12 protein-coding genes are annotated in these 14,005 nt (G+C 37.4%); 2 read left to right on the top strand and 10 right to left on the bottom strand.

Annotated elements, in window-relative coordinates; translation table 11 throughout:
- Positions 1-60: 60 nt before the first annotated feature.
- From dhaM to dhaK, 3 genes are read right to left on the bottom strand one after another with little or no spacing between them, the layout of a single operon-like run.
- Positions 61-435, bottom strand: a complete 375-nt coding sequence (dhaM, locus tag ACTQ5J_RS02210; protein WP_441750372.1) for a dihydroxyacetone kinase phosphoryl donor subunit DhaM — start codon at positions 433-435, stop codon at positions 61-63.
- A complete protein-coding gene (gene dhaL, locus ACTQ5J_RS02205; protein ID WP_441750370.1) occupies positions 435-1,013 on the bottom strand; it encodes a dihydroxyacetone kinase subunit DhaL in 579 nt (192 codons plus the stop codon). Before dhaL ends, dhaM begins: the two co-directional genes overlap by 1 nt.
- Positions 1,014-1,025: 12 nt before the next feature.
- Positions 1,026-2,015 (bottom strand): dihydroxyacetone kinase subunit DhaK, encoded by a 990-nt coding sequence (gene dhaK / locus ACTQ5J_RS02200; protein WP_441750369.1) that lies wholly within the window; start codon positions 2,013-2,015, stop codon positions 1,026-1,028.
- A gap of 298 nt (positions 2,016-2,313) precedes the next feature.
- On the opposite strand from dhaK, the gene ACTQ5J_RS02195 reads away from it, so the two are divergent.
- Positions 2,314-3,588, top strand: a complete 1,275-nt coding sequence (locus tag ACTQ5J_RS02195; protein ID WP_441750368.1) for an Mbeg1-like protein — start codon at positions 2,314-2,316, stop codon at positions 3,586-3,588.
- A gap of 57 nt (positions 3,589-3,645) precedes the next feature.
- Here the strand turns inward: ACTQ5J_RS02195 and ACTQ5J_RS02190 are convergent, their stop codons facing one another.
- From ACTQ5J_RS02190 to ACTQ5J_RS02160, 7 genes are all read right to left on the bottom strand, one after another.
- Positions 3,646-4,290 carry a hypothetical protein gene (locus tag ACTQ5J_RS02190; RefSeq protein ID WP_441750366.1) on the bottom strand — a complete coding sequence of 215 codons (645 nt, stop codon included), beginning with the start codon at positions 4,288-4,290 and terminating at the stop codon, positions 3,646-3,648.
- Between the two features lie 2 nt (positions 4,291-4,292).
- Complete coding sequence (gene floA, locus ACTQ5J_RS02185) at positions 4,293-5,324, bottom strand: flotillin-like protein FloA (RefSeq protein ID WP_441750365.1); 1,032 nt, start codon at positions 5,322-5,324, stop codon at positions 4,293-4,295.
- A 1-nt stretch (position 5,325) separates the two neighbouring features.
- Entirely contained in the window at positions 5,326-5,922 is a 597-nt protein-coding gene (locus tag ACTQ5J_RS02180) for an NfeD family protein (RefSeq protein WP_441750364.1), read from the bottom strand.
- Between the two features lie 115 nt (positions 5,923-6,037).
- Positions 6,038-7,243, bottom strand: a complete 1,206-nt coding sequence (locus ACTQ5J_RS02175) for an AI-2E family transporter (RefSeq protein ID WP_441750363.1) — start codon at positions 7,241-7,243, stop codon at positions 6,038-6,040.
- A gap of 36 nt (positions 7,244-7,279) precedes the next feature.
- Positions 7,280-8,407, bottom strand: a complete 1,128-nt coding sequence (locus ACTQ5J_RS02170) for an AI-2E family transporter (RefSeq protein WP_441750361.1) — start codon at positions 8,405-8,407, stop codon at positions 7,280-7,282.
- A 175-nt stretch (positions 8,408-8,582) separates the two neighbouring features.
- Positions 8,583-11,204, bottom strand: a complete 2,622-nt coding sequence (gene clpB, locus ACTQ5J_RS02165) for an ATP-dependent chaperone ClpB (protein WP_441750359.1) — start codon at positions 11,202-11,204, stop codon at positions 8,583-8,585.
- A gap of 167 nt (positions 11,205-11,371) precedes the next feature.
- On the bottom strand, positions 11,372-11,794 hold the full coding sequence (locus ACTQ5J_RS02160) for a methylglyoxal synthase (RefSeq protein WP_441750358.1): 423 nt from the start codon (positions 11,792-11,794) through the stop codon (positions 11,372-11,374).
- Between the two features lie 368 nt (positions 11,795-12,162).
- On the opposite strand from ACTQ5J_RS02160, the gene recQ reads away from it, so the two are divergent.
- On the top strand, positions 12,163-13,938 hold the full coding sequence (recQ, locus tag ACTQ5J_RS02155) for a DNA helicase RecQ (protein WP_441750356.1): 1,776 nt from the start codon (positions 12,163-12,165) through the stop codon (positions 13,936-13,938).
- Positions 13,939-14,005 lie beyond the last annotated feature (67 nt).

Raw genomic sequence — 14,005 nt, 5'->3', positions numbered from 1 at the left:
TCTATCGAACAGTCTATCGTTAAGGAAGTTGTTATCTCTCGTTGTTCATACAACTAAAACTTACTTATTAAGGTTCATTTCGGCTAATTGTGACTTAACTACTTCTATATCTACGCCAGCTTGTAACAGGGCGGCAGCAGTATAAGAACCTTCTACGACAGGTACATCATAAATCTCAATTTCCTTTGACGATAGCTCGCTTGCGACCTCTAAATTCATCTTTGCACTGCCTAAATCATAGAACGCTAATAGCTTATCTGCTGTGTTACTTTTCATCGTTTTGGAGGCGCTTTCAAAATTTGTTCCAATTCCTCCTTCCTCATCGCCACCAACATAAGTAATCGAAACATCTTTTGCAACTTCTTGAATCAAGTCATAAATGCCTTGGGCAATCTGTGACGAGTGAGACACAATGACAATTCCATATTCACTCATTATTCCACACCTGCTTCTAGCATCGCTTCAAAGAGTAAGCCGGATGAATAAGAGCCAGGGTCAATATGTCCGATTGAACGTTCACCTACATACGAAGCACGTCCTTTAGTCGCTTTAATGTCTTTACTTGCTTCGACAAACTCTTTAACACTCTCGCTTGTGAGTGAATGTTCGGCTAAAGCATCTGCTACAGCAGCCCAGACATCCACCATCGTTTTCTCGCCAACAGCTGCTTTTCCACGTTTTTGAATGCCGACAAGTCCTTCTTTCACTTGATCAGCGATGTTTGCGTCTTGTTGAGCAGCTTTAGATAATCCTAAAAATGCTGAACCATAGAGTGGACCAGATGCACCACCTACTTTACTCAGTAATTGCATCGCAACTGTTTTGAATAAATCAGGGACGCTTTCAGGTTCCTTGGCTTCTAAGGCTTCCGTCACATGTTGCATTCCACGAGCCATATTACTGCCGTGATCGCTATCACCAATTGGCGTATCTAATTCAATCAATAATGCCTTATTGGCTTGAATTTTTTCATTGAAAAGTTCCATCCATTTTAAACCTGTTTTTACATCCATTCTATTCGCTCCTTACCAAGCAATTGTCTCAACTGGAGCATTCAGAGCTTCCAACCAGTCGGCATCTGTTAGTTTTACTAACGTTAAGGATAAGCCCTGCATCTCAATCGAAGTCATATAGTTACCTAATTTATGAAACTTAACAAGCAAATCATGTTCATCCAAATAGTTCGCCACATCGTTAGCAAAGACATATTGCTCCATTAAAGGTGTGCCACCCATTCCATTAATTAGTAAAGCATATTGTTCACCTGCTTTAGCATCAAACTCTTTCAATAATTTTTCACCTAACTCAATGGCTAAATCTTTTGAGGCTTGTAATTTTTCAGTACGATAACCTGGTTCTCCATGAATCCCTACTCCATATTCGATTTGTTCGTCATCAAGTGAAAAACTTGGTCGACCTCCTTCGGGCGTCGTTGCTCCTGTTAAAGCCAAACCAATCGATTTGATATTCGGAACAAAAGCATCTGCAATTTCTTTGATTTCTTCTAATGACTTCCCACTCTCAGCCGCATGTCCTAATACTTTATGAACAAGCACAGTCCCAGCGACTCCGCGTTTTCCTTGAGTATACAGACTATCTTCTACTGCAATATCATCATCCACGATTACATGGTCTACTTTAATATCTTCCATTTCTGCCATTTCTTGTGCCATCTCAAAGTTCATTACATCACCGGAATAATTTTTGACAACAAGAAACACTCCCGCTCCTTCGTCTGCCGCCTTAATCGCTTCTAGAATTTGATCTGGTGTTGGTGAGGTAAAAACAGGTCCACAAACAGCCGCAGACAGCATACCTTTACCAACAAATCCAGCATGAGAGGGTTCATGACCACTTCCGCCGCCTGATACAATCGCTACTTTTCCAGTCTTTTCTGCAGTTCGTTGAATCACTTCAAACCCATCTAAACGCTTAATTAAATCTGAATGACAGAAAATCATTCCTTTCAACATTTCATCAACAATGTGAGTGGGATCGTTCATAATTTTTTTCAACAATAATCACTCCTTCTAAATTTTTATTCTTCACCTTCATCTTAATACTTCCCTAAGTATTCATCAAAGAAAACGATTCCAATTTAAGAAACTTATAAATTCTTTTATAATTTCAAGAAATTTGACTTTATATTGTTAGTTTAAATGACTTAAATGACTAACATTATGTTTTTAGCCACACATAGAAGTGAATTTTTCCCAAAGACAATATGAACCATTGGCTATTTTTGTCAAAAGTGGGCTTGTTCCTTTGGGTGTTTCTTTGCTATATTTAAAGTGAAAACAAGGAGGTGTGTCGATGACTAGTGTGTATCAATACGCACAGAGAAATAAAGACTTTAGTTTAAGTGAGAAAGCATTGACTGAAGTCGATATTCTCATTTTAAATGAACTCGTTTATTTTCCAATTGAGCAATTCGTTCAAGTGCAAGAAGATTCATCTGATGGAATTCGTCTCGAAGACTTCTATTTGTTAATCGAACCACGTTTACCGCTTTTAATGAAAGAGAATTGGGTGCTAACTTCTGCTGCTCGTATTAAACTATTAAAAATGATTTATCAAACGAAGCGTTATCGCGATATATACCTTTTCGGATTTGAAAGCGAACTTGAACGAATCGATGAATTTCAGTTTGCCGCTTTGTCTTTAAAACTCCCGACTAAAGAGGTGCTTATTTCTTATCGAGGGACAGATGATACGTTAATTGGATGGAAAGAAGATTGTAAGATGGCTTACCAAACGCTGATCCCTTCCCAACCTTTAGCCGCTCATTATTTATCGCGGATTTTCCCTTTAGTAAAGGGAGCTAAATTATATGTGAGTGGCCACTCTAAAGGCGGAAATCTGGCAATTTACGCAGCCGCCTTTCAAGCAGAGGCAGTCCAGCAGTCTATTCAATTAATTTTGAGTTTTGATGGTCCTGGCTTTCATCAAGCAACCTTAGACAGTGACGGCTATAAAAAGATTCAAGATAAAATTCACCACTATGTTCCGGAGGATGCTATAGTCGGAATGATGCTTTTTCATAGCCAGGCCCCAATCGTAATTAAGAGTAGACGGCTTGGTTTTTCACATCATATTGTCACTAACTGGTGTATAGATGAAGACATGCTTCACCGCATTGAGAAGCGGTCTGATTTTAGCTATTTAGTGGATGCTAGCCTTAAAGAATGGGCGATTGATCGTACCGAAAGTGAGTTAGAAAAAGTCTTTAATGCTAGTTTTAATTTAATCTTTGAGACAGGTATACAATCAGTCATTGAAATTAGGAAAAACCCACTTCAGTTTGGACGCATGTTCTTAAATCATTTACACTTAGTTGACCCCGAGTTAAGAGCTTTCTTAGATGACAATCTTTCGGCATTTTTCACTATCTTGCGTTCTCATTTGCTAGAACAACGCCGTGATCATTACCACCAAATGTCGTTAACTATTAATCAATGGATTACTGACTTGTCTATTACTCAAAAATTGACTGTCGAAAGTTCCCTACTGAAAAGCATTAAGCAGCATTTCAAATCAAAAGAATCTAGCGATGAATCTCAAACAGAAAACGATGAATCATCAAATTAAAAGAGCCACTCAAAGAGAATAAATCTCTCGAGTGGCTCTTTAGTACTGTGGAATATTTTAGCGTTGACTCTTAGGTTTAGCTAAGATTTCACTTAAAATAATTCCCTGTTTGATATTACTTGCATTTAAAGTGATTGGCTTAGTTTTTGGCACATTATGTGTATCAGCAGTGCCTGTTTTGACTTCTTTCAAAATTTCTTCATCATCGTTCCAATCAGAATCATCGAATAAATCAGTTTCATAACTTTCCCAATCAATATCATCTTGGTCACTATCAAGTGAATAAGCGTCGTTTAAGCTTTCTTGATAAGGATCCATTTCTAAATCATGATATTCTTCATTCAGATAAGCCTCCATACTGTCACTATTATGTTGAAATTTCTGTATACCTTCAACAAAACCTTTGATAGATGTTTGCTTACGTTGTTGCACTCCTACATTTCTCTTCTTTAAACTATCTTGATGTAAACGAGCGGATTGATGTGTCTTTTGGTTTCTTTTAAACATCGCCTCTCTCGCTTTGTGCTTTTCTAATTCGGAGGGCACGTTCGACACTTGTTTTGTAAACTGATTACTTCTCTTAGTTTGATTAGCTTTTGCTTGCTCAAAGCGTTGTTGGCGATTTCTCTGCTTGGCACTTTTTTTAATGAAGAAAAATCCGACAACCCATATTAACCAGATGAATCCTCCAATAAATTCCATGTTTATTCACCATTTTCGTTATCGCTTGGATTGGTCCTTGCTATAGAATCTCTCATGGCTGTGTCAGACTGAACATTTTTCATATTATAGTAATCCATGACACCTAAGTTTCCTTTACGGAATGCTTCGGCCAAGGCTAATGGAACTTCTGCTTCGGCTTCCACAACTCGGGCACGCATTTTCTGAACTTCAGCAATCATTTCTTGCTCTTGAGCCACGGCAAAGGCACGACGTTCTTCGGCTTTTGCTTGAGCAATTTTCTTATCTGCCATTGCTTGATCTGTTTGTAGTTTCGCACCAATGTTTCGGCCGACATCCACATCCGCGATATCAATCGATAGAATTTCAAAGGCCGTTCCTGAATCTAAACCTTTACGCAGAATGGTCTGTGAAATTGAATCAGGATTTTCTAAAACATCTGAGTGAAACTTCGAACTACCAACAGTTGTAACAATCCCTTCACCAACACGGGCAATAATGGTTTCTTCACCAGCACCCCCGACTAAACGCTCGATATTGGCACGAACAGTCACTTTGGCTTTGGCCTTGATTTCAATCCCATTCATCGCCACTGCGGCAACGATTGGCGTTTCGATCACTTTAGGGTTTACAGATACTTGGACCGCTTCAAAAACATCACGACCAGCTAAATCAATCGCAGCTGCTTGTTCAAACTCTAAATCAATATTCGCTCTTTGAGCTGCAATTAACGCATCGACTACCAGGTTGATATTACCACCAGCTAAGTAGTGAGCTTCGAGTTGATTCGTGTTAATATCAATCCCTGCTTTAGTTGCTTTAATCAGTGGATTAACGATATTTGAAGGAACAACCCTTCTTAATCTCATACCCACTAAATCACCAATACTTACTTTAGCTCCAGAGAAATAGGCTGTAATCCACAAGCCTACGGGTACGAATCTAAAGAATAACGCAAGTAAGATAATTGCGATAACTAAAATTAGTACGACGGTAAAAGTTGACCCCTCTGGATTGTTATAGGGATTCCCATCAAATAAATTAAAAAAATCCAATTTAAATTGCTCCTCTCTTCACATATACTTTTGCACCTTGAACACGAGTGACTATAATTGCTTCTCCAGTAGAAATCATTTCTGCCGTACTAATGACTTCATACGTTTCTTCACCAATTTTTGCACGACCGACTGGCCTTAAATCTGAGACGACTGTTCCATTTGCATTGAGAAGAAAACTGTAATCTTTTTCACTAGAATAGCCTTTATCTGAAGTCATTGATTCATTTAAAATAAAAGCCGGACTAATATTTAACTCTTTTCCGCTTTTTAAGAAATAGATAACTACAACGAAAGCCACAGCTAAACAAGCAAGAACTAAATAGACTAATTCTGTAAAGTTACCCGTTTTTAAGTAAATCGCTATCGTCATGGCTAAAAAACCAACAACGCCAATGACCCCAAAATCAGGAACATAAAACTCTACAATTAAAAGTCCAACCCCAAGCAAGAACATCAGAAATATACTGAAATCAACATTGGCTACACCAAAATAAACGCCAAAGCTTATAAGTGATGCACCAATATAAAATAACTTAGGATTTAAAAATAAAGCTGTTGATAAAAAAGCTACACCAAGTAATAGCAAAATCCACATTTGTTCGTCCCCCTTTCTTATTTTTATTATATCATTCTTATAGACCAATCCAAAACGAAAACACACAATTTTATGAGCGGTCTCAAAAAATTGTGTGTTCATTTAAATGATAAATCTAAGTATTTATGTTTTTGCTTACCTCTTGAATGTACTGTTTAACATAATCTAAATTGCCTGTTTGCTCAACAGTCTCATTCCTGTATTGTCTCATAGCCTCGCGGTTTTTGACATCATTCTTAAGAAGTTTAAATAAAGCAGATGCCAAAGGAACTGATATAATCATTCCTGGTATTCCCATTAAGCCACCACCAATTGTCACCGCAATTAATACAAAAAGTCCTGGTAAACCTATGGAGCTGCCTACAACTTTAGGATATATGATGTTCCCTTCAATTTGTTGCACGATAATTGTAAAGAGAATAAAGAACATTGCTTGAACGGGGGACTCGACTGAGATTAACAAGGCGCCAACGGCACCTGATAAATAAGCACCTAGCATCGGTATAATCGCTAAAAAGCCTGTGAGTGCACCGATCATAGCTGCGTAGGGGAAACGAAAAATCCACATTCCCACAGTGACCATAGCTCCTAAAATCAACGCTTCAACCACGACACCCGTAATATAGTGTCTAAATGACTCATCAAATTGTGTTAGCACGTAATGATATTTTCGATAATTTTTCTCGTTTAAATAGACTTTCAACATGCGATCAAATTGACTCGCTAACTTTTCTTTTGACATCAAAATATAGATTGAAACAATGAATGATAAAACGAGATTAATAATAATTCCTGCTAATGACCCTACGGTAGATAAAGTCGTTTCTAATATACTTGTTGTTAAATTGTTAACGAAACTGACTGCATTTCTAACCATTTGACTCCAATCAATATCAAACTGGTCCATCAAAGTCGCCGCTTCCGGGAATAATTGCTCATAATCCGTTAACCATGCTTGAATTCTTTCGAAGATTGTCGGAATGTTTTCAATTAATTTAGCTACCACAGAAATAACTTGTGGTACGACTAAACCAACTACTAGTAAAACCACTAGCACAATCGTTGCCATAGCAAGTAAAATACTCACTGGCCGGCGGGATTTAACAACAATTTTCTTCTGACTTTTTGGAAAATACAACGTTTCAAATTTGACCATCAATATGTTTAATATATAAGCCATTACGCCACCAATAATTACTGGCGATAAAATTAACCAAATCGTTTTTAGCCAACTTAAAACTTGTTCATAATTAAACACGATCAAAACAACGGCTGCAATAAATAAGATATACTTAATCAGCAGTTTATCTAATTTTCGCAAATAAACACCTCCGAATTTTTTAGTTAATGTGTTGCTTTAAGACATTACGTCTATTCTTTCTCGTGTCGTAACATCTTGTTTAAGGAGTTTATAGATTACCGATGATATCGGTACACTTAAAAGCATACCTGGTATACCTGCAAGCCCCGCACCAATTGTTACTGCAATCAAGACCCACATACCTGGCAAGCCTATCTTATCTCCAACGATTTTCGGATAAATGATATTACCTTCAAGTTGCTGGATTATAATGATAAATATTAAAAAGGCTAATCCTTGAATCGGCGATTGCACACCAATTAAAACAAAGCCAATCGTGCCTGATATCCATGCGCCTAACATAGGGATTAATGCCATAATTCCTGCTAAAGCACCTAACATTGTGGCATAAGGGAATCTGAAAATCCACATCCCCGCCGTTACCATTACGCCTAGTATAAAAGCTTCTAATACTTCTCCGGTAATGAAGTGACTAAAAGATGCATCTACGACTGACAAAACATAACGGATTTTATCGTATTGCTTCTTAGTGAAGTATGCTTTGATCATTCGGTTTCCCTGACTCATTATTTTTTCTTTAGACATTAAAATGTAAATCGAGATAATTAAAGATAAGAAAAGGTTAATAACGATTGACGCAATGGAGCCTATAGTCGATAAAGTTGTTTCAACAATTCGTGTTGTTACACCATTAAAAAAGGCGACTGCATCTTGAACAATTTGTGACCAATTAACTTCAAATTGATCAAGTATAACTGCTAGTTCCGGGAATCTTTGTTCAGAATTCGTGAACCAAGTCTGTATTTGGTTAATTGCTACCGGAATGGCTTCGATTAAAGTTGTCAAAACAACTAACACTTGCGGAACCACTAAACCTAACACAATAAATAATACGAAGCTAATCGTTAACATCGCAAACAGAATGCTCAAAGGTCTGCGTGTTTTATTCACCCATTGGTTATTCTTGTTAGGAAACCAAATGTTTTCAAATTTTATCATTAAGATGTTCAAGATATAGGCCATTATAATACCAACGATAACTGGCGAGAGTATTCTTAGAAAGTGAAACATATAGCTAATTGCTTGTTCATAATTGGATACAATTAACACTACGAGTGCAATAAATAGAATGTATTTAATCACCAATCTATCTAATTTTTGCATCATGCACCTCCTTTTGATTTGTTTAAAATATATCACATTTTGCCGGATTAGCCTAGCAACTCTTATTAGCTAATGAAGATTTTTCACTAATATATAAAAAATTATTGCTTGCATTATATTACAAGACAAATACACACGTAAAGGCATCAAAGCCTCGCGTGTGTATTTGGGGATATTATGCTTCGATTACTTCTGAAACGAAGTTCAACTGATCATTTACTAAAGATACGTGAACCAATGAATTCGGAAGGATACTACCTTTGATAATTAATTTAGCCAATGGCGTTTCAACTTCTCTAGTAATGAATCTCATTAATGGTCTTGCACCGTAAATTGGATCATAGCCATTTTCAGCGAGCCATAGAGCAGCGTCTTCGTCTAATGTCAATTGAATATCTTGATAGCCTAAGCGAGTCTGCAATTGACCTAACATCTTGTAAACAATCTGTCCCATATGTTGACGTGAAAGTGGTGTAAACATCACGATATCATCGACTCTGTTTAAGAATTCTGGTTTAAAGTGTTGTCTCAATAACGCTCTTACTTGATTTTGAGTATTTTCTTCGATATGCCCTTCATCATTCACACCTTCTAATAGTAAATGTGAACCAATGTTACTTGTCATAATCAGCACAGTATTTTTGAAATCAACAACACGCCCTTTAGAGTCGGTTAAACGACCATCGTCTAACACCTGTAATAAGACATTAAATACATCTGGATGGGCTTTTTCAACTTCATCTAAAAGTACAATCGAATAAGGGTTACGTCTAACAGCTTCAGTTAATTGTCCACCTTCTTCATATCCAATGTAACCAGGAGGTGCTCCAATTAAACGAGACACATTGTGTTTCTCCATATACTCAGACATATCAATTCTCACCATATGATTTTCATCATCGAATAAAACTTCCGCTAAAGATTTGGCTAGTTCAGTTTTTCCGACCCCGGTTGGACCTAAGAATAAGAAGGATCCTATCGGTCTATTCGGATTTTGGAGTCCAGCACGTGAACGTAAGACGGCTTCTGTTACTTTCTCAACTGCTTCATCTTGACCAATCACACGTTTATGTAAGGTTTCATCTAGGCGTAGTAACTTGTCTCTTTCACCTTCAACTAAACGAGTCACTGGAATTCCAGTTAATCTTCCAACAACTTTCGCAATTTCTTCGTCAGTCACACGTTCTTGGGTGAGACGAGTGACTTCTTTGGCTTCTTCAGAAGCTTCTATTTCTTTTAATTCCTTTTCTAGTTGTGGGATTCGACCATGACGCATTTCTGCAGCTTTTTCTAAATTATAATCTGCTTCTGCTTCTTCTAATGTACGACGAGCCTCTTCCAAAGCTTGACGTTTATCACGAATAGCATTCATGGATTCTTTTTCAACTTCCCAACGTAATTTCAAATTATTCGCTTCTTCGCGTAACTCGGCCAATTCCTCTTGGATAAGTTCTAATCGTTTTTTACTCGCATCATCGTTTTCTTTTTTCAAAGCAGCTTCTTCGATTTCGAGTTGCATTAAACGACGCGTCACTGTATCCATTTCAGTTGGCATCGAGTTCATTTCAACTCTGATAGTTGCACATGCCTCATCAACTAAATCAATGGCTTTATCCGGTAAAAAACGATCTGTAATATAGCGATCAGAAAGTGTAGCCGCCGCAACCAAAGCATTGTCATGGATATTCACCCCGTGGTGAATTTCATAGCGTTCTTTCAACCCTCGTAAAATACTAATCGTATCTTCCACTGTCGGTTCTTGAACGATGACACGTTGGAATCGACGCTCTAATGCTTTATCTTTTTCAATATTTTCGCGGTACTCATCTAGAGTGGTGGCACCGATACAATGTAACTCTCCTCTTGCAAGCATAGGTTTCAGAATATTCCCTGCATCCATTGAACCTTCTGTTTTTCCAGCGCCCACAATAGTATGAATTTCATCAATGAATAATAAGATACGTCCTTGTGATTGTTTCACTTCTTTAAGAACAGCTTTTAGACGTTCTTCAAATTCTCCACGGTATTTCGCTCCAGCGATAAGAGAGCCCATATCCAAACTATAAATTTCTTTATCTTTTAGGTTCTCTGGCACATCTTTACGTACGATTCGGTGGGCTAACCCTTCAACAATAGCAGTTTTACCCACTCCGGGCTCCCCTATTAGAACTGGGTTGTTTTTAGATTTACGTGAGAGAATGCGGATAACATCGCGAATTTCTTCGTCACGTCCAATGACGGGATCTAATTTATTCTGTTTAACTGCTTCATTTAAATTAATGGCATATTTAGCTAAAGACTCGTAAGTTTCTTCTTGGTTTGCTGAAGTCACACGGTCTCCCCCTCTCAATTCTTTAATTCTTTCATTTAATTTATTCTTAGTTAACCCATTTTCTAGTAAAAACTTCGTTAATGGATTATTTTTCTGTTCAAATAAAGCTAACATAAATACTTCTGTCGCCAAATACTCATCTTGAAATTCACTGGCTATTTTATTTGCTTCAGATAATAGCTGCTGAAATCTTTGGCTAAACTGTTGTCCATATTGAACATTTGCTCCTGACACAGTAGGTAATTGATCAATTTCGTTTTCTACCAATGTTTTGAATTCGCTCAGCGGCACATTTAACTCTTCATATAAATTATAAGCAAAATGATCCGGTTGCAAAAAGACAAGCCACAAATGCGGTATGTCAATTTGTTGTTGCTGACGTGTTATTGCGATTTGCTGTGCTTCACCTATCGCAGTTTGCATTGTTGTTGTAAATTTATCAATCACAGTTTCACAACCTTTCATTTATCCGTTTAGTCATTAGTCAAAATTGGTCAATTAGTTTTGACCAAAAAGTAAGCTCTTTACGAGCTACCTATAGTATATACCCTTGGTCAGGAAAGGTCAATGCATATTTTAGTCCTTTTTTGAAAAAATGAGACCTTACTTCCTGGGGAAATAAGGTCTTCGTTTTAAAAATTGAGATGGTCTCGTTCTTTAGTTTTAGCAACTTTACGCCAATCTAGAAAACCTGCGTCTAATGCGCGCAACAGGGCTTCTGCTGTACTAACATTTGTGGCCAATGGAATTTCATAGACATCCGACAGTCGCAATAAAGCAGATATATCTGGTTCATGTGCTTGCGGCGTTAATGGATCTCGGATAAAACAAACCAAATCAATTTTATTGTCAGAAATATAAGCACCTATCTGTTGGTCCCCGCCTAATGGTCCTGATTTAAAACGGTGAACTTTTAAGTCAGTCGCCTCGATGATTCTTTGACCAGTGGTTCCTGTCGCAAACAAGGTATGTTCTGCTAGTACTTCACGGTATGCAATCGCTAAATTAACTATATCGTCTTTCTTTTTATCATGTGCAATTAAAGCAATATTCATTCTACACCTCTTCATTGACTTTGTTACTTCAATCTAACCACATATTGTTGTCTCCTGCAATCTTTTTGTATAGGCTTTCAAATATGAACAGAAAAAAACACCAAGCGCTGTCTTTGGGCTGAAAGTTTCAGGGCTTGGTGGTTTTACCGGTCATAGCAGCAAATAATGGACTGAATTCATTAACTAGTAGACTAAAAAGAGGTTGTGAATCATACTAAATTATGTGGTGGTTAGTATGCGCTACTATGAGGTTAAAGGAACTATAACAAAGATTTATTAATTGATTATTAACTAAAATGTTTTTTAGAAAATTCGTGTTTTTATTCGTATTCTGTTAAAATAAAACGGATAATATGGGAGGTAGTATTTTGACTTTAACAGTAGCATTAGAAAGAAACTTCGGTTATTCGACTTTTAGACCGGGACAAGAGGATATCATTTCTGCTTTGATGCAAGATCAAGATGTTCTTGGCGTCTTACCGACTGGTGGAGGAAAATCCGTTTGTTATCAATTACCTGCTATATTGAAAGCTGGTTTAACAATTGTAATCTCCCCTTTGATCTCCTTAATGCATGATCAAATTGATTCTTTGAAACAACATGGTATTTCAGCTGATTTCATTAATTCTTCTCTAACTCAACAAGAATATTCTGAAATTCGTTACCGCTTGCGTCAAGGGGGGGTGAAACTGTTATATATCGCGCCTGAACGTTTAGAAAACCAATTTTTTGTTAATGAAATTTCTAGATTACCAATATCGATGATCGCTGTTGACGAAGCACACTGCGTGTCTCAATGGGGGCATGATTTCCGTCAAAGCTATCGCCAAATCAGCTCTTTCATAGACGCATTGCCTCATCGTCCTACCATAGCAGCTTTTACGGCTACAGCTACCGAATTGGTGAGAGGCGATATAATTGAACAGTTACAATTAACTGAACCAAACGTATTCATCAATTCTTTTGATCGGCCTAACATTAAGTTTACAGTTAAAGAGCCTTCAAATAAAATGCAAGAGTTAAAAGATTATTTGAAAGATGCAGAAGATTCCACGATTATCTATGCTCAAACTCGTAAAAATGTCGATCAAATTCACGAGCATTTATTGAAAAGTGGCCATTCGGTCGCCAAATATCATGCTGGTTTATCAGCACAAGTGCGTGCAAATGCTCAAGATGATTTCATTTACGATCGTGCGAAAATTATGATCGCAACCAATGCTTTTGGGATGGGAATCGATAAGACTGACGTGCGAAAGGTGATTCATTATAATATGCCAACTGATTTAGAGGGCTACTATCAAGAAGCCGGACGTGCTGGACGTGATGGTTTAGAATCTGAAGCAATTCTATTATTTGGAAAGCAAGATATTGTTTCAAGTAAGTTTTTAATTGAAAACAGTCAGGACCCTACAAGTATTTCACGTTTAGATACGATGATTCAATACGCTAACCATACCTCTTGCTTACGCCGCTTTATTTTGAATTATTTCGGGGAGAATAGGCAAGTCGATTGTTTGAACTGCTCTAGTTGCTTAAGTGAATTTACTACGGTCGAAGTCACTAGAGAAGCCCAAATGGTATTGTCTTGTATCGTACGTATGAAACATAGTTTCGGTATGACAATGATTACGAATGTCTTGCGAGGGAGTAAGGAAAAGAAATTACTAGATTGGGATTTTGATGAATTATCCACTTATGGTCTTCTCAAACATAAATCAGAGTCTTTCGTAAAAAATGTTATTTCCCTTCTGCTGGCCAATCATTACTTAAATTTAAACCAACATAAAGGGCTTGAGCTCACTAGTCGAGCACAAGCTTTGTTAAAAGGCGACGAACAGTTGATGATGAAAGAACAAGTTGATTCTGCACGCAACAGTTCGAGACGTAATGTTTTTGTCACTATCTCAGCAGAAGATCCTGATTTATATGAAGCACTACGTGTTTTACGCAATGACCTTGCAAGCGAAGCAGGTATGCCTTCTTATATCATCTTCAATAACAAAAGTTTAGTGGATATGGCAAATAAAAAACCCACGACTTATCAAGCCTTCTTAGAAGTTGATGGCGTCGGTTCTGTTAAGGCTGATAATTATTGGAAAGTTTTCACAGATTTAATTAAAAAATACGAAGCCAAGTCTTAGCACTTGGCTTTTTCTGCTTTTTGGTTTGATGGTTTTTGGTTGATAGTTTTTTTCGCGTGTGAATCGG

It is taken from the genome of Fundicoccus sp. Sow4_F4 (genome assembly GCF_052116145.1).
Lineage (GTDB): Bacteria > Bacillota > Bacilli > Lactobacillales > Aerococcaceae > Fundicoccus.
Note: the sequence above shows the minus strand (reverse complement) of the source record. Positions and strands in the feature narration are given on the sequence as shown.